The sequence below is a fragment of the Dolichospermum sp. FACHB-1091 genome (assembly GCF_014697585.1).
GTDB lineage: Bacteria > Cyanobacteriota > Cyanobacteriia > Cyanobacteriales > Nostocaceae > Dolichospermum.
In genome coordinates, this window is sequence record NZ_JACJSB010000021.1 from 17587 (window position 1) to 36696 (window position 19110).

Below are 19110 nucleotides of genomic sequence, written 5' to 3' on the forward strand. Positions count from 1 at the left end.
GCTAATCCCTGAAATAGAAGCAACCCCCAGAGAATATTGGACAGAACTACTAGAAACACTGCGTCAATTATTTAAGTTTACCCTGGAGAAATTAGGTTACTTAGGTTACTTCAAAAATCGTGATATTTTTTCAGCCAAGATTTGTTAAAAATTAATTCATAAATACGGTTATTAACTTTGAAGAGACCTTGTTTTTTGATCACTAACCCTGATAAAACTAATTCTTTTTCTACAGCACTATCAGTCAGGATAATTTCTTCCTGTTCTAACACCTGACAGTAAAATTCTAAGAGTTGGGCTGATTGTTTACTGTTGAGAAGGCGATCTCGAATTGTTTTCAAATGCTCTGGTTCATCCTGATATTCCCAATGCTGGATTACCTGGGTTTGGATTAAGTTCTCGATCCAGGCCGCTTCATCGTTAACGGGAATGGGAGTAGTAGTATCACGAATCAGTTTACAGATTTTTTGAGTGAGAAAGGGTTGACCATTTGTCCAGTTTAAGACTTCTTTGAGCAAGGTTTGGGGATTACTGACTTTTTCGCCTAAGCCTTGCAATAAAGGTTGGGCTTCATGTTCTTTAAAGCCTTCTAGATAAACGGCTTGACCAATATTAAAAGGGGTTATCTGAACATCGTTCATTAAATCGCTAGGCGTTGTGACTCCAAAAAGAGCGAAGGTCAAACGTTGATAGGCGGGATTAAGACTACGTTGATTGTAACAGGAACGAATCAGGGCAAAAAAGTCATGAACGGGGAATTTTAAGGCGAGAACGCTATCAATTTCATCAATAAAAATAACCAAGGGTTTGGTGGGAATGCCATTTCCTACACCTGCTTCAGTTAATAGCACCTCTTCGATCAATTCACCTAATCTTTGAACAGGGGAAATATCCTCTCGTTCTTGCCACCAGGTTTTTAAATTAATTTTGCTCCGCAAATCAAAACGGCGCAATAGCTCAAAGGCAAATCCTTTATACCATTGTTCTGGAGTCACGTTTTCACTACCGATACGGGTCATATCAATGGGCGCACAGCAATAACCCTCGCGCTGGAGATAGTCAATCATCCGCACCATTAAGCTAGATTTGCCCACCTGTCGGGCATTAAGAACATAGGAAAATTCTCCTTGTTTTAGGGCTTTATACAGGTAGCGATCGCCTGCTCGGACGACGTAGGTAGAGGCATCCATCGGCAAGCTTCCGCCTACTTGGTAATCAAAAGTTGAAAAGGATTCTTCGCTACGGAGTAAATCATTTTCAAAACGGAGTTCGGCTTGGGTGGCTTTGAGGATTTCTAGGGTTTGGGAGAGTTCTTTGGTACGTTCTTCTACTTTTTGTTCTAGGGTTTGGTAGAGTCGGGAGTTGTCAATCGAAATGGCGGCTTGGGCGGACAGTATATTTAAAAGTTCGATGCGTTCAGGTATAAAAGCATCTGTGGTTAAGTTATTTTCGAGATAGACAATACCGCTTAGGTTTCCTTGATTGAGTAAAGGTACGCAGAGAATGGATTTTGTTTGGTTGGCGATAATATAGCGATCGTTAACAAATTGCCCTTCTGAGACGGCGTTATTTAAAACGAGAGATTCTTGGGTACGAGCGACATAGTTAATAATGGTTGTCGGTAAAATGGGAATATCGTTATCAGTATTTACTGAGTCTATGGGAATAGATTGCAAGAGATTAACTTCGTCGTTATTGGCTGTTCCTTCGGCTTCGATAACCCAATTATCCTCTTTTTTTAAAATCAGGCAACCTTTTCGCGCTCCTGCATTTTCGATGGTAATTTTTATCAGTTTTTGTAGTAGATTTTCGAGATTGACTTCACCTGAGATGGCTTGGGAGGCTTTAAGAATGGTTGTCAGATCAAGCACTTCTCCATCGCTTCCAGTGGTGGAGATCCTTGTACTCAGTTTATTAGATTTACTTTGATTGGTTATACCCAATAAATATTGAGGATATTCTTCTTCTAGTTGTTTGACTTTGGCTTTTGCTCCCCAACGGAGATAACAATGATGGGCATTTCTGAGATACAATTTACCGATCTCTTCTCGACCTAGAGAAAAATAAAATTCTGAAGCACGTTCGTAGGCTAAGGCTTCTTCATGGATAAATTCATATTTTTTCGCTCCTTGAATGGCTTTTTCATAATATTCTTCTGCTTGCCAATTTTGACCTAAAACTCTAGCTTTTTCTGCTTCAACTAGATCATATTTGTGTTGAAAATTGGATTGACAGTGGCAAACCCATATTGTCATACTCTTCTGATTTTTTTCAACTTTATTCAGTAATTCTTTTTGTTGATTATAGTCACAATTACGGTAGTGAGCCAGAGAGCTAAGAGAAGAATAAAAGTTATGTTGTGCTTTAAATGAGGCTGCACCACTCGTTACCTCTACATATTTTTCTGTATGTTGACTATTTTCCAAAGATTCAAAAAATGCTTTAAAAATATAACAATCCACCATTTTTCCAAAATAATAAATAAATAGTAACCATTGATTATTTTGCTCAAGATATTTTTGTAAACGTTTATCTTCTTCATCTTGAGAATTTCCTAATAAGAAAAAATCTTTATTGCAATTAATATCTCGAACTCGTACATATTTAGCAGTATTGTTTACAATTTCTAGACAACCACGAGCATATTCTTGATTAAGTTTGGTTACTAATTGAATATATTTTTGAGAATTCTGTTCAATCTCTTCTAAATTAGATCCTCCCATAAATTTGATAATACAATAAGCAAAAGCCAGAAAACCAACATATTCATAATGTCCTGTATTAAGTCCTTGTTGCAAGCCATAAAGTAATTTTTCTTCAAGGATTGGGTCATTTAGCGGATTTTTCCAACACCATATATAAGCATAATATATAAAGATTACTTCGATTTTAAATTTCTGATTATTATCCTTTTCTGATAATTTAATAGCTAGTTTTCCAAACTTATAACTATAATCAATTTCTGTCGTCATTGCCAACGTGAGCATTCCATAAAAAGCATAAATCGTAGAAGCTTGTGGAGGATTACCGTATTTGATACAGAGACGAGTTAAGGTTAGTACCAATTCCGTAAATAGAAGAAAATTAGTTGTATTTGAAGCAGAGAGAATTTGCTGTATTATTTTAATAGCTGCTAGTTTTTTAGCATCAGTCATTAGAAAGTTATCGGCTAGGTCTTCAATCGATTTGTTTTTTAAAAGCAACTTTATGGATTTCTGTCGGTTACTAATTCTTTTTTTTATTTCATTTTCTTGAAGAGAAATTTTGATATCTAGTTCTAGTAAAACGTTGATGGCAATATCTATCGCTTTTTGAGGCTGAAATATGGCGAAGTAGTAAATAATTTGTATTTCATATACCTTGAGTTTGTCGAATTGGTTTTTAGCTCTCTTTAAAAGAGTCTTAGATAGTTTCTCGATTTGAGTAAATTTAGTATTTAAGTAAAAGGCTTCTAAGGTTTCAACATAAAGTTCTAGAGTCAATTCATAATCCGTTTTCCAGCTATTTAATGTCAACAATTCTAACCCCTTTTCTAAATATCTTAAAGCCGAGTCATAAGCTGTTGACGTTTTTGCCTTTTTTGCTGCTTTTAAATTTAACTTAGCCAGTTCTTTTTTTTCTAATTGATCGGTAATTAATATTGCTCCCTTATTAAGTTGATTAACAATATCAAATATTTTCTCTTCTAATTCATGCTCTCCTTGATATTTTTCTAATAAAATACGTCCTATTTGCAGATGAAAATGTTCTTTTTCTTTTTCCGAAATGAGAGACTGAGCCGCTTCTTGCACTCGGTCATGTAAAAACCGATAATGAATATCGCCTGAATAGTAAAAAGCATCTTGTCGCTTATAGCGGTATGCACTTGAATGAGATACTTCATTTGCCCCCTCCTCGCTTGCGGGGAGGGGGTTGGGGGTGGGGTTCTTGTATCTCACTAAACCGAGAACCGCTATATTATTTGACAACTTTTCTGCATTCCACAGTAGAGGAAATTTGTAATTGTTATCCAAGGGAACGACTAAGCCTTCATCAAGAGAAGACTGTAGTTCTTGAGCTGTAGTTATATCAGATGTCTTATTAATAGTGGCAAGAATTTCTAAATTAAACTGATTCCCAATACAAGCTGCTATTTTGAGAATTTGTTGAGTTTTTGGAGATAATTTGTCTATTTTGCTAACCATTAATTCAACTACATTATCAGTAATCGATACACTTTCAATTTGCTGTATATTCCATTGCCAATAACCTTGTTGATTTTCTTCAGAATTAAGAAGAGTTCGAGACAGATTAAATACTAATAAATTTTCTTTGTGCAAAAAATAGAGAAGTTGCGTCAGAAAAAAAGGATTTCCTTCTGTTTTTTTGAAAACTAACTTAGCTAAAGGTTTTGAAACTTCTCTTGAGCAACTGAGTGTATCAGCAATTAATTGATTAATATGGTCAAATTTTAAGGGGTAAAGGGTAATCTGATGGACTAGGACTTTCCCTTGATTAATTTTCTCTAAAGTGTGCATGAGGGGATGAGTCGAACTCACTTCATTATTTCGATATGCCCCTATCATTAGAAAATATTGGTTGTCGGGATCTGACATTAATTGTTCAATTAACTTCAGAGAAGGTAAATCTGCCCACTGTAAATCATCAACAAAGATAACTAAAGGATGTTCTTGTTGGCAAAAAATACTAAGAAATCTTTTAAAAAATAAATTAAATCGATTTTGACTTTCAGTTCTATCTAGCTCCTCTACTGGTAGCTGTTGTCCAATAATTTTTTCGACATCAGGAATTAGATCAATAATAATTTGACCATTATTGCCCAATGCTTCTAAAATCTTCTTTTTCCAAGTTACTAGGGTTATTTCCGGTTCGCTTAACAGTTTACGGATTAAGTCTTGAAAAGCCTGAGCAATCGCATAATAAGGAATATCCCGCTTCAGTTTGTCAAATTTACCACTAATAAATTGTCCTCGTTGGCGTGTAATGGGTTTGTGAATTTCATTGACTAAAGCAGATTTTCCAATGCCTGAATAACCAGAGATGAGAATCATTCCCGTTGTCCCTTGACTAACTTTCTCAAAAGTCGTTAAAAGTTGAATAACTTCCTGTTCTCGACCATACAGTTTTTGAGAAATATGAAACTTCTGGGCAATATCCTGACTTCCTAAAGGAAACTGAGAAATTTGCCCTAGAGTCTTTAATTGATTAAGACAGGTTTCTAAATCAGCTTTAATTCCCCAAGCACTTTGATATCTTTCCTCTGGGGTTTTAGCCAACAATTTTCTGACGATATTAGATACAGCTAAGGGAAGATCAGGAATTAGTTCATGCACTGGTAATGGTTGTTGTGCGATATGACAATGAACTAACTCCATTGGGTCAGTGGCTTCAAAAGGAAGTTTGTTGGTTAAAAGTTCATAGAAAGTAACACCAAGAGAATAAAAATCACTGCGATGATCTATTCCTCGGTTCATTCTACCTGTTTGTTCTGGCGCAATATAAGCTAAAGTTCCTTCTAGTTGATTAAGGGGGCAAACCGTTAGTAATTCTTGAGATAAAGGGGTAGCAATGCCAAAGTCAATGATTTTGAGTTGTTCTGTTTGCAGGTTATAAACAATATTAGAAGGGTTAATGTCTTTGTGAATAATGTTGGCAGCGTGAATTGCGTCTAAGCTCTCAGTTATTTTAATCGCAATAGTGAGAAAGTTTTCTACGCTTAATTGACCCTGGGATAGTAATGATTTTAAAGATTGACCGCCAAAGTCTTCTAAAATTATTGCTAAAGTATTCTCATATCGCTCTAAGTTATAAGCTTTAACAATACTATCCGTATTAAAAGAACGAGTAATTTCATATTCTTGTTTATAGCGTGTGAGTTCTGAAGGAGTAGGATAGTTTTCTTTGAGAACTTTAAGAATAATAGGTTGATTATCTAGCTTTAGTTTGGCTCGATAAACTAATGAGTTAGCACTTTCATAGATTTTTTCGATAATCTGATAGTTTGTTAACATAATACTTGTAGCCTGTTTTGATGTTATCCTATATAGAAATCAGCCATAAGATGAGCTAATTAGTGAGGTTTAGCACTCTGCTAATTTACGGCTTACTCTATCCATTGAGATTCAATTATTTACAAAGAACGAAGACGTATATAAGCGCAAGACAGGATGACGTAGTCTAATTGCTTATGCCTCCAGCTACCAGAGTCGCCGGGAGGATAAAATGGGTAACGCCCCTCCTAAGGTACAGATTGCCTAGACAGGTTGATTGCCGTTCCTGTTGCGAACAGTATAAAACACTATAGAACACTGTAGAACACAAAAAGATAAATTCTCTTGTCTTTTTCACCCATCTTTGCCAAAAAAAAGAAACGCGGTTAAAACCGCTTGTATCGCTTATATCTCAGGTCTGAAGACCCTGAGCTTTACGCTGACCGGATAATCCTGTAATAGTTTTAACTTAGTCCATAAAAGCGGGCGGGATTATGCCACAGTATTTTTTCCACCGTTTCTCTCGATAAATCTTTCTCAAGCTTAACCACTTGACTGACAATATCGGGCTTATGATCCATGTGTGGATAATCTGAGCCAAATATAATATTGTCATTACCAATATAGTCTATAAGTTGAGACAGATAAGGTTCAGAGGGTTCGATCGCAATATAACATTGACGGCGAAAATACTCTGATGGCAGCGATTTTACATGATTTTCGACTTCCCACTGTAAAGTTTTGTACTCCTCATCAAGTCGCCATAGCCAATAGGGTAGCCAACCACAGCCCGACTCCAAAAACCCGATTCTCAAGTTTGGATGACGTTCTAAAACCCCCCCCTCAATCAAAGCCAACAGTGCCATCATCTGCTCCATCGGATGGGAACAGGCATGAAGCGCGAAACGAGTGTTAAATCTATCCGCGCCCGTTGTGGGTAAACGACTCCAATGGCCTTCATGAAGCCCCACCGCGATGTCCAAAGCTTCACATTCTGTCCAAAAAGGTTCGTAAGCTGGATCGCTCAAAATTCTACCCTTAACAGGATTAGGACGCAAAAAAACAGCTTTCCAGCCAAAATTAGCAATACGGCGCAACTCTTTCACCATTCCTTCAGAATCATGTTGATTGATCGCTCCTACTCCTCTTAACTTATCAGGATCGTAACTACAAAATTCCTCATATAACCAAGTATTATAGGCATAGGTAAAAGCTCCAATCACTGCGGGAGGTAGGCTATCAATGGCAAACAGCCAGAGTCCGTAGTTAGGATAAATCAAAGCAACATCCATTCCCATTTGCATCATTGACTGAACATGGGATTCAGGATTATAGCGATTGAGATAAGCATGAGGATAAGCCTGCATCATTTGCTTATTTGCTTCTTGTTGAAGTTTTTTAGGGATGTTTTGGCTAATGGGTTCTCCTTTGATTTTCATGTCATGAGAAGGGGCAAACTCTCGAAATTCAGGATCGAGGTATTTCACCCACATATCCGGCGGTTCGATCACATGGGCATCGGCATCAATAATCTTGTATCCATTGAGCATAAATTAAAGATCCAATAAGATTTACATCCACGTCGGGAAGGGATTGAGTTGATTTTCTGTTAAAGACTCAGACAACTATCCCATTTTTGACGGTACATCATACAATCGCCCTGCCCTCTTTTAAGTAAGAGACTTCCAATTAAAAAAATACCCAAAAATCTCTTGTGGTGCGGGCAGAAAAGCCCGCTAATAATACAAGGATTGCTGGATGCCCATCCCACAAGATTGGATAGCGAGGCGGTGCTGCAAGCAGTTCATCTTTTTTGTGGAGTTCTCTAAAGTTCAATTGAGCTACAAACAGCTAAGGGGAATATAAGGGTAGGGGGGAGTATTAAATTTAGTCCCTACTAGGTATTGACCGGTTGAATCCTTAAGATAAAAAGGGAATTTTCCATTGTCGTCTTCAGCATTTGCCCAATCTTGAATTTCTTTTAAAGATAGATTGAGTTCTGAAGGAATTGGAGGGTAAGGAATAACGAGTTTGTAAATACCAGAAGGTTTATCCCAATCAACATAAAGTTCTTGCATTTCTCCTGCGAAAATATTCCTAGATACTTCTAGATTGTACATGGTGACTATTTCACCAGTGCTTAAAATAGGTTGACTAATTTGATGGTATTTTTGATTATCATTGGAAGCGACTTTGGAACCGACTTTGCGATACACTTGTCCTGCCAGCAAAAGACTTAATTCAATTGACCCCCAGGCTTGACTAGCCGGCGAGATCACAAATTTTGCCGGGTCTTGGACCTTAGATTTATCCTCTTTAAGTGGGTAGTAACCAACAAGCTCCTCTGGGTCATGCTTGTCAGGTTCCGCACTGTCACTGGTGAGAAAAATTTCTCTGGCAATTAATCCATCTAATATATCATCACCATCAGGAAGTTTAGTAATTTCTCCCCAGTCACCTTCACAAAAGTACCACCAAATTTTTTTTGTCTGTCCGTTTTTGGTTATTTCTTTTGTTTTGGCTTGATAATAAGCATCCCATGTTTTTGCAATTAACTGAGACATTTTACGTCCCCGTAATAAAATTCCTATTGGATAACTTATATTACTATTCACTGTCTGATTGCTAAACACACTTACAACAGTAGATGGCGATAACTTTTTTAGAAAATCTTCCTTCAGACAAATTCCAGGAGAAGGCAAATATGCGGCTATAGTACCAACAGGATCAAAATTATTGCCATGCTTATCTTTTATACTTGGACTCGATGGAAATCCCTTTAATTTATCCGTTGTCGCCTGGTCGAGTTCCCATTTACTAAATGCTTCTCTTGATTTTAGGTTTAATGTTGTCTTTAAGATTTTCCTCGGATTCTTATTATCCTTTTGTTTGTTTTCTCCATGGTGAGGTTCGACGGTTAATACCTGATAAAAGGTAGTTTTTTCATACCATTGATCTGGTTTGAACATAATTTTTATCCTAATTCTCCTAAATGATCTTGGTTCTCAAAGTTTTAGTAACTTATATTCAACCATAAAAATGAAGTGGATTATGAAAAACAATTTTTTCCACTATCTCCTGTGACAACATTGTTTCAATATCGGTAAGATAAGGCTCAAAGGGTTCGACTGCAATGTTGTATTCCAGTCGAAAATACTCTGATGGCAACAGTTTAACAGAATCTTTTACTTCCCAATAAACTTCATGACAAGGGAACAGGGAACAGGTTTTGGGCAACTTTACTTTTCGTTACTTATGTCGTTTTTTTCCGTTTACCTGCTTAGAGACGTTCCATGGAACGTCTCTACAAGGGTTTTGAAATCATCAAAAATCATTTTCATACCTCAAATCAGCAACGCCCATATTTCTAATCGCACATCAATTTTGTATCCATTGAGCATAAATTAAATATCCAACAATTTGATTTACATCCACATAGGAAAAGGATTGAGTTGATTTTCTGTTAAAGACTCAGACAACCATCCCATTTTTAACGATACATCATACAATCTTCCTGCCCCCAAACGTTTCCATAGGTGTCGCAGTCCTGGCACGATCACTTTTGCTACCTTTAAGCCAATGTCTGGACGAGTTTGATCTAATACTAGCATTTCCATGTTTTTCTCCTCGACAATTTTTTGACAAAGTTTTACGTCATCTAAAAGATCATTACTGAAAAACTGGGCATAATCTGTCTGGTTTTTGGCTTTTAGATGGGAGTCAGGTATTAAATAGGAATGATCGCTTAATTTTGCTTCTTTCCACCAAGTAAGGGCTAAAGGATCAACATATTGGGGATAATTTGTTGTTCCGTCGGGGTTAGCGGCTAAAACACTGGGTAGAATTTGATTCAGTTCTGTTAAAGCGCGACTGAGGGCAATATTGACATCAAAATGCGTACCGTAGCCTAAAATAATATCCTCTACAGAGCTATCTTTTTTAGCAGAAATGGCGGCAAAGCTGGGAATATTTAGATCGTTAGTGATATCTAATACCCATAATTCTCTACCTAATTCTTGATAATATTCTCTCAGATTTTGAACGTAGGGATCGTTAAAACTATTTAGATTAACTTGGGGCTTAGAGAGACGGTTATACCACCATAAAGCAATGCTATCCCGCTCTACTAATTCCATAAATCCTTGCAAGATTGCCTCTTCAATGGTATTTCCTGCGGCACAACCGTTAGAGTCTGCCCAACAATCTAGATAATCCCGTTGAGGATAGCCATAATAACAATAAGCGGTGGGTAAATATTTAAAATCTCCTGCGGTTAATGACCAAACAGGTGTCCAGTCAATTTCTCGCTCTTGATCAAAGGGTTCAGGTACTTTTTGAAACCAACCATGACAGTTAGTATTCCATTCTATTCTGCTGTCATATTGTTGTTGACTAAAATTCATGCAATGATTAGGATGAATAGCGCGATCGCCCATTTTTTGATAACTATTTTTTATCCTGATTTCGTTGCCTTGAAATACCCCAGAATAACGTTCGATTGCTTCACAAAAACCACTGGCTCTGGCTTGAATATCGGTTCTTCCCTTACCTGAACTTTTGCCTCCCAAATTTTTATGCAGATTCTCTAAATCATCAAAAATGGTGACAAAATGATGCTTGGCAATGTAGGTATGGTTTAATGGATTTAACGGAATTTTAATTAATTCTCGAACTACACCTGTTATGGGACTAATAAAATGCTGATATTTTCTAAGGGTTTCTTGCGGGGAACAAATGCGATGGCCGCCATCAGTAGTAAAAGTTTTTGGACGATGACCTAAGACCACTGGCACAGGTTTTTGCATTAATTCATGGCTCATTTGTCCACAACTCGGACATTGGGGACGTTTAATAACAAAGTGTTCTTGACTTTTAAAAGTTAGAGTATCATAGGTGATTAAAGTCTGATTTAACTGGCTATTTTTTTTCTGAATAATCCATTTAAAAACTTCCGTTGCCACCATTCCTAACGCAGTTTCTAGACTAGAAGGTAAAAGACTTTGGGGGGAAATAGGAGCAAACAAATCTTGATTCTGTCTTTGAATAAAACTGGCCATTGGCCGATTATCTTGCAAACGATGGGCTAGACATTGCCAACAGGCGGTTTCTTGAGTCTTAAAAATCGGACCCATCCAGAAAATTGTACCGACAGGTTTTACTAATAGCCAAGGAGTTTGAGATTGTAGGGCTTGTTGATTAAACTCTTTTAAATTCGGGTTAAGATAATCATCTATCAAAACGATGGTTAGATCAGGGGAATCCGTTTCCTTAACTACTTGAATATTTAACGATTTTAAATTATTAATTAACGCTTCTGTTCCTGGACAATCAAAAGATCTAACGGCAATTTTTGTCGTCTTCAATCTTTCATTAGCAAGTTTCGGTTGAATATTCAGATGTTCACAAAAAACGAGTAAATTTTCGGGTAAAATATTTTCATTTTCGACCAGATAACCTTCTCTTTCTAGTTGAAATAGGGCGGCTTGAATTTTAAGACTAATATTTAAAACTTCTTGAAATAAGGTTGCATTATCTTGAATTGTGGACAGTAATTGCCATTGGATTTTGTCAATAATTTCATCGTTAGTGCGATCGCCGTCCACCAGAGAAGCAACCAAATATAAAAATTGGTCTTGCAAACAGACCGATCCTCTTTCCGACAATAGCAACACTTGATCGGGGGCGATCGTTGAAACCGAATAACAGGATTTAAAACGCGGTCTAGAGAGCATAATTTTGATGATTTAGGAAAACTTCTAGTGTTTGAGTGCAATTTTAAGTTTAACTGTCTTATTTTAAGGTAAAAGTCGGAACAAAGATAGTCAGAAGTCAGAACGAAGTCAGTCAATCTCAGGTTTGAAGTTAGATAGGCGAGGGCGCGTTGGTTGGGGTAGCGGTTTGGTTGGAGAGTTTGTTGGACTTTCGGCGAATCGCTGTATTGAGGGGGGACTTTAAGGTTAATGGTCTTATTCTCAGGTGAAAGTCAGAAAGAAGTCAGGTGTTCTCAGGTTTGAACTCAGGTAGCGGCGGGGTTTGATAGATAGTGTCAGGTTCAAAGACATCGAGAAAGGTGATTGAACAAATCACCCCAAAAAACCAGACGCTTTGCCTTAAAATTAAAATATCCATATTCTTACTCAGGTTGTCGCGGCCGAAGGTGACTTTAATCGCGATATCGACCAAGCCATCCAGACACTGGGCGATTCGGCGATCAAGACGAGCGAGGAGGAGGAGATCGAAACCCTTAAAAAAGCCATCACCAAAGGTATTAGGACTTACGCACAAGTCACGGAATAATGAACCACGTTCGCGGAGCGTCCCGTCAGGGATAGGAACGAAGAGAACGAAGAAAAGAGGGTTTGAGAGATATTTTGCGTAAGTCCTGGGTATTAGTGACATTCTTACTGAGGTTTTCGCGGCCGTCGGTACGGATAAGCCCCCTACCGATGGTGGCACTTCTGTGCCCTCCGTGAGTTTTGTCGTCTCGGCAATATCGGGAGCGCAGGAGGGCACCACTAAAACCCTTCAAGCGCGGGACGATCTCAAGGCTAACAACCAAAAACTCGCGGAAGCTTACCAAAGGCTGGCGCAGGCCAACTCTCTCGTGGCAGTCGCCAAAGCTGTTCAAGTTCAAAACCAAATGTTTGTCGCCGAAATAGCCGTGACCCGAGAAAAAATCCTCGCTATCGCGACCGATTGGGGGCAATCTCCCGATGTGAGACCTCCAGGAAACGGTGTTAGCCTTGGATTCTTTCAATTCCACAGGGGGTCCCAAGAGATTCCCATTTGGCACCTGCAACCAATACTGCGGGATGCAAACAGTTCCTGGCAATCGTTGGTGATGAGATTGAACAGGATCAAACGCGCGTTCACCGGTGTCTGATCCACGCCAGGACGTTTTTAGGGTACGTTATATTAACGTACATTTTTATCTTTATTGACTTAATTATCTGCGTTACACTTTGCAAATGTATCCTCCGGTTTCTGTCAAAACGGATTAGCAAGGGGGTAACTGAAAATGACCCGCAATAATCCCAGGAACAGTAATATCCTCATCTAATTCTTCCCACCTTAGAGCATAGCCGTTTACCTCAACCTTAACCGCCGCCAATTGCTCATTTGTCGCTTGTTTCAAGATGCAGAAGCGATCGCCAGGAAAACCGATAATACGTCCATCACTGAGTTCAACATATATCATGCGTTTGTCTGCCCAGGCTCGAATGGCGACAGGTTCAATAGTCATCATGGAATTAACGGTTGTGGAAATCACGATAAGCACTCCTTAAAAGAACTTGATTTTGATAAACTAACCTCTCTACTTCACGTAGCTCATGGGAAGGAATGCCACGATTAGAAGCTAAAATAACCATCGGTTCAAGCCAAAATTTACATTCGCCATCAGAAGAACGAACATGAATATGTGGCGGCTCGGAACCTTCATCAGAATAGAAGTGAAACCGAAAGTGTCCAATTCTAATTACCGTTGGCATTTAGTGAAATTCGTAATCATCAAGAGTTGTTAGTTCTTGATTTTAATATTAACTGCAAGAATCATCGATCTTGTAGAGTACGTTAATATAACGCGCCTTTTAATCGCGTTTTCCTATCTTACACTAATTGGCGATCGCTTTTTAAGTTTTTAATAACGGCGATCGCGTTTCTGTGTCTTCAACTAAATTGCGATCACTTTTCTGTGTCTTCAACTAAATTGCAATCGCCATAACAGGATTTAAAACGCGGTTTAGAGAGCATAATTTTGATGGTTTAGGAAAAACTGGCGATATAACTCACAACTGAAAACAAAATTTGATTCTAACTGTTTAACCAATCCGAGACTGGTTAGTTTATGGACAAAAATTGGTTCTAGGTTAACCCGCTCAATACCGGGTAGAACTGAGTGGAGGGCTGTTAATAATTCGGGATATTCTTTTAAATATAACCAATGTCGCTGTAAATGATGGGTATAAATGCCGACATTTGTGGCAGAAGTTTCTAATAGATGCTCTAGGGTCATTTCTCGACGACTCAGGTGATAGAGGGCGATCTGTATCAAGGCGGGATGGCCACCCACCATCTCCATTAGTTTTTGACAATCTTCTCCCTGTTCCCAGTCCAGACCGTAGCATTGAGCTAATTTTTTAACTTCTTCTTCGGAAAAGTGAGTTAACTGAATGGGTAATCCGATATTGAAGGGGGACTGGTTAAGCTGGAGCGGGACGTAGATTTCTGTGGAGTGAACGATAACCAGGCGGAGTTTTTGCCAGAGGGGTGAGGTTTTGCTTTCTTCGTACCACGATCGCAGTAGGGGTAAAAAGTCCTGGGCCAGGTTGGAATGTTCAAAAATTTGTTGGGCTTCGTCTAGGGCTAAAATGAGGGGATTTTGAAGAGATTTTAGTAAATAGTCTTCAAAGTAGGAGGTACAGCTTATTTTACTGCCTAAGTCTTCATCCCAATACTCGTCTAGGTGAGATTTGAGGTGCAGTTGTCGGGCAAGGTTGGCACAGAGCCAGCGCAAAAATTGGTTAAGGTCGTTTAAGATGGGGCGATCGACTTGGTCTAGGTTGAGGCTGACGGTGTGGTAGTTTTGAGTTTTGGCAAATTCTAAGATTCTCACTAGTAGGGAGGTTTTGCCCATTTCCCTCGGTGCTTTGATGCGGATTAAGGTTCCTGGTTTTTTGATTTCTTGTTTGATATGGGCTTCGACGGGTTTGCGTTCGAGGTAAAAGGGGGAGCCAAGGGGGACTGCGCCGTTGGGGTAGGGTGGGGAATAATTATCAGGTTCCGTGTCAAAAAAATCGAGGCTTTGGGGTTTGGTGGGGGTGTTGGTTTCAAGGTCGAGGTTGGCGATGTCTTTCCATTTGAAGCCCAATTGCCGACTGAGTTCTTCAAAGGATTTGTAGTCAACGGGTTTACCCCTGAGAAAGTTATTGACGGTAGCAAGAGATAATCCAACTTCTTCGGCTAGGGCCCGTTGGCTGGGGTAGCCGTTTCTTTGGAGGGCTAGTTTGACGCGGTCTAGTTGGGTTGGTTGGACTCTCAGCGATCGGGGCATGGAGGCGATTTTGAGTTTAACGCTCTTATTCTAAGGTAAAAGTCAGGCCAAAGATAGATGTAAGTCAGAAAGAAGTCAGAAAGAAGTCAGGTGTTCTCAGGTTTGAACTCAGGTAATGGTGGAGTTTAATAGATCCCACATTCCGCACTTCATTTTGTAGCACAGAATGGGTATAATAAGTAACAAAAGTAGCTTAAATATAAACAGATGACTTATTGAAAGCGATTGGGCATAAGGAAGATAGTCGTAGAGTGTAGTGAAGTTTATGGTGATTCAGCTTACACTGATTAGAGTATAGAAGATGATCTCAAACAAACCAGTCAAGTTAGTTTGAAAGTGATGCGGAAAAAGAACTCTAAGCGTCAAGACCACCCTTGGATTCAATATATTAAACAACATACTCGTCATTACATTGAAACCTTGTTTAGTGCTATCATAAGTAATTTTACCAAGTCCATTCATAGCGATTGTACATTGGGGACATCCAGCAATCATGGGGATTGCGATCTTTGTAGTGGGGACTTTTGTGGGAGTGACCGATTGGCATGGTAAGTTACTGGAGGATAAGAATGGAGATCTTCAAAGATGTCATGCTCATCGTCAATTAGCTCTTAGGTTATTTGTATTTTTTTGATTTATGATGCTCACGAGTGGAATAATTATCTGTCTTAGTTATATTTTGGGTTTGCTATTGACTGCAATTCCTTGGGGTGGTGTCTGGATTTTACTATTGGGTGTGGTAGGGGCGCTTTTATTTCGCCGAATATATGTTAATCTGCGGAAATTTGCTCTTAAAAAAGGTGCGACTGTTAGCAAAACAAAGCCAGTTGCTAATAACTGGATAAATATTCCCCATCCTACTGTATGGTTGATAGCCGGTGTGGTGGGCTTGTTGGCTACTTTTTATTTTAATTTGCGATTACCTCAACCTGGTATAAAAGATATTAGTCGCTTTGTGGTTGAGGATAAGAGCAATGTTGAACAATTAGTGATTGTGCGAGGTTTGGTGGATAGTAATCCTCGCTTAACTCGCAGTCAAAGGGGACAATTTTGGTTAACAGCGACTCAGTTAGATGAGGTACAGAATAATCAAGCTTCTGGGGGGAATCCCAGGGAGGTAACAGGTAGGTTATACGTGACTGTACCGATACTTCAGTCTACTGGTTTATATCCTGGACAAGAAATTGCGGTGACAGGATTTTTGTATAACCCAACAGCAGCGTTAAATCCTGGTGGTTTTGATTTTCAGAAATATCTGCGACAGGAGGGGACTTTTGCTGGTTTAGTGGGAAGACAGATTAATATTCTCGATGATCAACGTCCTTGGGGATGGTGGCAAGTTCGTGGGAAAATCGGGAGATCACAAGCTCGTTTATTAGGTGTTCCTGAAGGTCCTCTTGTTAGTTCCATGGTTTTAGGCGCTAAGGCTGTTGATTTACCCTATGATACCCGTGATTTATTTGTCAGGACGGGTTTGGCTCATGCTTTGGCGGCTTCTGGTTTTCAAACTTCTTTAATTTTGGGTGTAATTTTACAGCTAACAAGACGCAAAAATAAAGCGACTCAGATCACTCTGGGTAGCTTGGGATTAACTGGTTTTTTGTTTTTAGCCGGTTTTGAACCTGCGGTATTAAGAGCCGTAATTATGGGCTTTGCGGCTTTGCTCGGTTTGGCTTTAGAAAAAGGTGTAAAGCAGTTGGGATCTTTGTTGATAGCAGCAACATTATTATTAATATTTAATCCTTTGTGGATTTGTAATTTAGGTTTTCAATTAAGTTTTTTAGCTACATTAGGATTAATTGTCACCGCACCAGCAATAGATAAACGTTTAGATTGGCTACCACCAACAATTAGTTCTTTAATTTCCGCATCTTTAGCCGCAACAATTTGGACTGTACCCCGATTGCTAGAATTTTCTTGTGTAATTATAGTTTATAGTGTGCCTCTTAATATTCTGGCGACACCATTTATTTCTGTGATTAGCATTGGGGGAATGATTAGCGGTTTGGTAGGTTTAATTTTACCAGATTTAGGAAGTATTTTAGCGAGTTTTTTATATTATCCTACCCATTGGTTAATTCAACTGGTGAAATTTTTTGATCATTTACCAGGAAGTCAGATACCTGTTGGTAGTATATCAATTTGGCAAATGTTGACTATCTATCTTTTAATTATTTTACCTTTGTTAGTCAAATGGTGGCAGAAACGCTGGTGGTTCGCAGGTTTTATTGTGGCCGGTTTGGTACTTTTTCCCCTTTGGTATTCTCATAATAATTTGCTTAGAATTACTTTATTAGAAACCAGAACTGCACCAGTTTTAGTAATTCAAGATCGAGGTAATATTGCGATAGTTAATGGAGGAAATGAAGGTACAGGTAGATTTACAATTTTACCATTTTTAAGACAGCAAGGGATAAATCAAGTTAATTTGGCTGTCGCTAGTAAGTTCCCCGGTTATAGTCATGATGCTTGGTTGGAAATTATGCAAGATATACCAATTAAAAATTTATATGAATATACTCCCGATTTAGAAGACAATATTACAACTCAATTACTCCAACAACAACTCCAAAAACAGCAAGGAATCTATCAAGGTTTATCAGTTGGTCAACCGATAAATAATCCAACAATTATCGCACAATTAATTAATGAGCAGATACCAATTTTAAAATTACAAATTTTTAATCAAAACTGGTTACTAGTCGGTAATATTAAATCCCAACAAATTCAAGAGTTAATTAAAAGCGGAGATTTGTCTTCTCCCCAAGTTTTATGGTGTCCATCAGAATCTTTACAAAATCTAATTCTAGCACTTAAACCGCAAATAGCCATCGCTCCTACTAATAATTTAGATAGTAAAACATTATCTTCTTTAAGTAAAGGACAAACGAAGCTTTTTTTTACTGGTAAAGATGGTGCGATTCAATGGACACCCAACGGGGATTTTCAAACTTTCATTCAAACAACAGAAAATAAATCTTCTGTTTTATAATATGGGTTTTTTCCCGCCAAGATACAAAGGAGCAAAAACCCAAAGAAAGAATACGAAGGTTTTTAGAAAACTACATATACATCGGTTTTATCCTGTTGACTTACTTGTGATTTGGTTTATGTTAAAATACAGAAATATTCTCAACTAGTGCAATTTCACCATGAAAAAATCAATTTCCCCAATTGCTTTAATTTTTAGCTGTGTATCTTTGATAGCTTGTACTAGCGCATTAAAGGATACATTTAAAGAAGAGGCTGCTGCTACTGTAACACAAAATCAAATGAAAACTGCTCTGGTAGTAGCAAGTGAACAACGGAATAAACAAGCATCTTCTCTACAATCAGAAACAGAAGAGAAGAAAGAACCTGTTGGTAAAAACCTAGACAACAATAAGAAGACTAAAAAAGGTGCAAATCAACAACCAAAGGAGGGAAGAGTAAAAAAAATAGTCAGTGGTGATTTAATGTGTTATGTCACCTTAGTAGATAATAAAGGAATACAACACAATGTTGGCGCAAGTTTTGAAGTTTGTGACGAGAAGAAGTTTTTGAATAAAAAAGTCCGCGTTACTTATAAAGTAGAATCAGTTAATGATTGTCAGAGTGCAGAACCCTGTGGAAAAACTCGTAAACAATCAATCATTACTAAAATGGAAGTTGTGAATGAAAGTTCAAAAAAAAAGATTCGTACACCTTGAGTAATGGGAAATGGAAGATTACTATTAGTAATAGCAACTCTTGGAATGGTGTGAATGGTACAGGAAATGTGAGTTATCAAGGATGTGACGTTAATGGTAAATGTCTCAGGTTAAGAGGTGGTAAAATAGTTTGTCGAGACGGTGTATGTCGTACAGCTTGGAAAAATGCAAATTACACTTATATTTTAGAACAACCTATTACTGAAAATGGTAATGCTGATTCTACTTTGATAGTCAGAAAAGGTAGAACTGAGGTTTTGAAAGTTACAGATTTGAAAGCTATACCTGATAGATAATCAAAAAAACATCCCAGTTTATTTTAACTCAATTATTAAATAATAATTGATTATTAGGCGTTGCATAATAGCGGTATGAATTG

11 protein-coding genes are annotated in these 19110 nt (G+C 38.2%); 3 read left to right on the forward strand and 8 right to left on the reverse strand.

Annotation, left to right across the window (positions count from 1 at the left end):
* Positions 1–110: 110 nt before the first annotated feature.
* The 8 genes from H6G25_RS14225 to H6G25_RS14260 form a co-directional block, all read right to left on the reverse strand.
* Positions 111–6011, reverse strand: coding sequence for an AAA family ATPase (locus tag H6G25_RS14225; RefSeq protein WP_190393040.1), 5901 nt, complete (start codon positions 6009–6011; stop codon positions 111–113).
* A gap of 443 nt (positions 6012–6454) precedes the next feature.
* Positions 6455–7540 carry an amidohydrolase family protein gene (locus H6G25_RS14230; protein WP_190393041.1) on the reverse strand — a complete coding sequence of 362 codons (1086 nt, stop codon included), beginning with the start codon at positions 7538–7540 and terminating at the stop codon, positions 6455–6457.
* 291 nt (positions 7541–7831) lie between these two features.
* The gene (locus H6G25_RS14235) at positions 7832–8959 is read right to left on the reverse strand and encodes a hypothetical protein (protein WP_190393042.1); all 1128 of its coding nucleotides are present in this window, start codon (positions 8957–8959) and stop codon (positions 7832–7834) included.
* Positions 8960–9415: 456 nt separating this feature from the next.
* Positions 9416–11629 carry a TOMM precursor leader peptide-binding protein gene (locus tag H6G25_RS14240; protein ID WP_347239193.1) on the reverse strand — a complete coding sequence of 738 codons (2214 nt, stop codon included), beginning with the start codon at positions 11627–11629 and terminating at the stop codon, positions 9416–9418.
* A gap of 355 nt (positions 11630–11984) precedes the next feature.
* Complete coding sequence (locus tag H6G25_RS14245) at positions 11985–12389, reverse strand: hypothetical protein (protein WP_190393044.1); 405 nt, start codon at positions 12387–12389, stop codon at positions 11985–11987.
* 598 nt (positions 12390–12987) lie between these two features.
* A complete protein-coding gene (locus tag H6G25_RS14250) occupies positions 12988–13260 on the reverse strand; it encodes a DUF2442 domain-containing protein (RefSeq protein ID WP_199319764.1) in 273 nt (90 codons plus the stop codon).
* Entirely contained in the window at positions 13241–13480 is a 240-nt protein-coding gene (locus H6G25_RS14255; RefSeq protein WP_190393045.1) for a DUF4160 domain-containing protein, read from the reverse strand. The genes H6G25_RS14250 and H6G25_RS14255 overlap by 20 nt, the downstream gene beginning before the upstream one ends.
* A gap of 251 nt (positions 13481–13731) precedes the next feature.
* Positions 13732–15042: an AAA-like domain-containing protein gene (locus H6G25_RS14260; protein WP_190393046.1), complete on the reverse strand. Its 1311-nt coding sequence runs from the start codon at positions 15040–15042 to the stop codon at positions 13732–13734.
* 637 nt (positions 15043–15679) lie between these two features.
* Between H6G25_RS14260 and H6G25_RS14265 the strand changes: the two genes are divergently transcribed.
* The 3 genes from H6G25_RS14265 to H6G25_RS21250 all read left to right on the forward strand — a co-directional run bounded on the left by H6G25_RS14265 (position 15680) and on the right by H6G25_RS21250 (position 19027).
* The gene (locus H6G25_RS14265) at positions 15680–18034 is read left to right on the forward strand and encodes a ComEC/Rec2 family competence protein (RefSeq protein ID WP_190393047.1); all 2355 of its coding nucleotides are present in this window, start codon (positions 15680–15682) and stop codon (positions 18032–18034) included.
* Positions 18035–18194: 160 nt separating this feature from the next.
* Positions 18195–18731, forward strand: coding sequence for a hypothetical protein (locus H6G25_RS21245; RefSeq protein ID WP_242034967.1), 537 nt, complete (start codon positions 18195–18197; stop codon positions 18729–18731).
* Positions 18728–19027, forward strand: coding sequence for a hypothetical protein (locus tag H6G25_RS21250; RefSeq protein ID WP_242034968.1), 300 nt, complete (start codon positions 18728–18730; stop codon positions 19025–19027). The genes H6G25_RS21245 and H6G25_RS21250 overlap by 4 nt, the downstream gene beginning before the upstream one ends.
* The last annotated feature ends 83 nt before the right edge of the window (positions 19028–19110 follow it).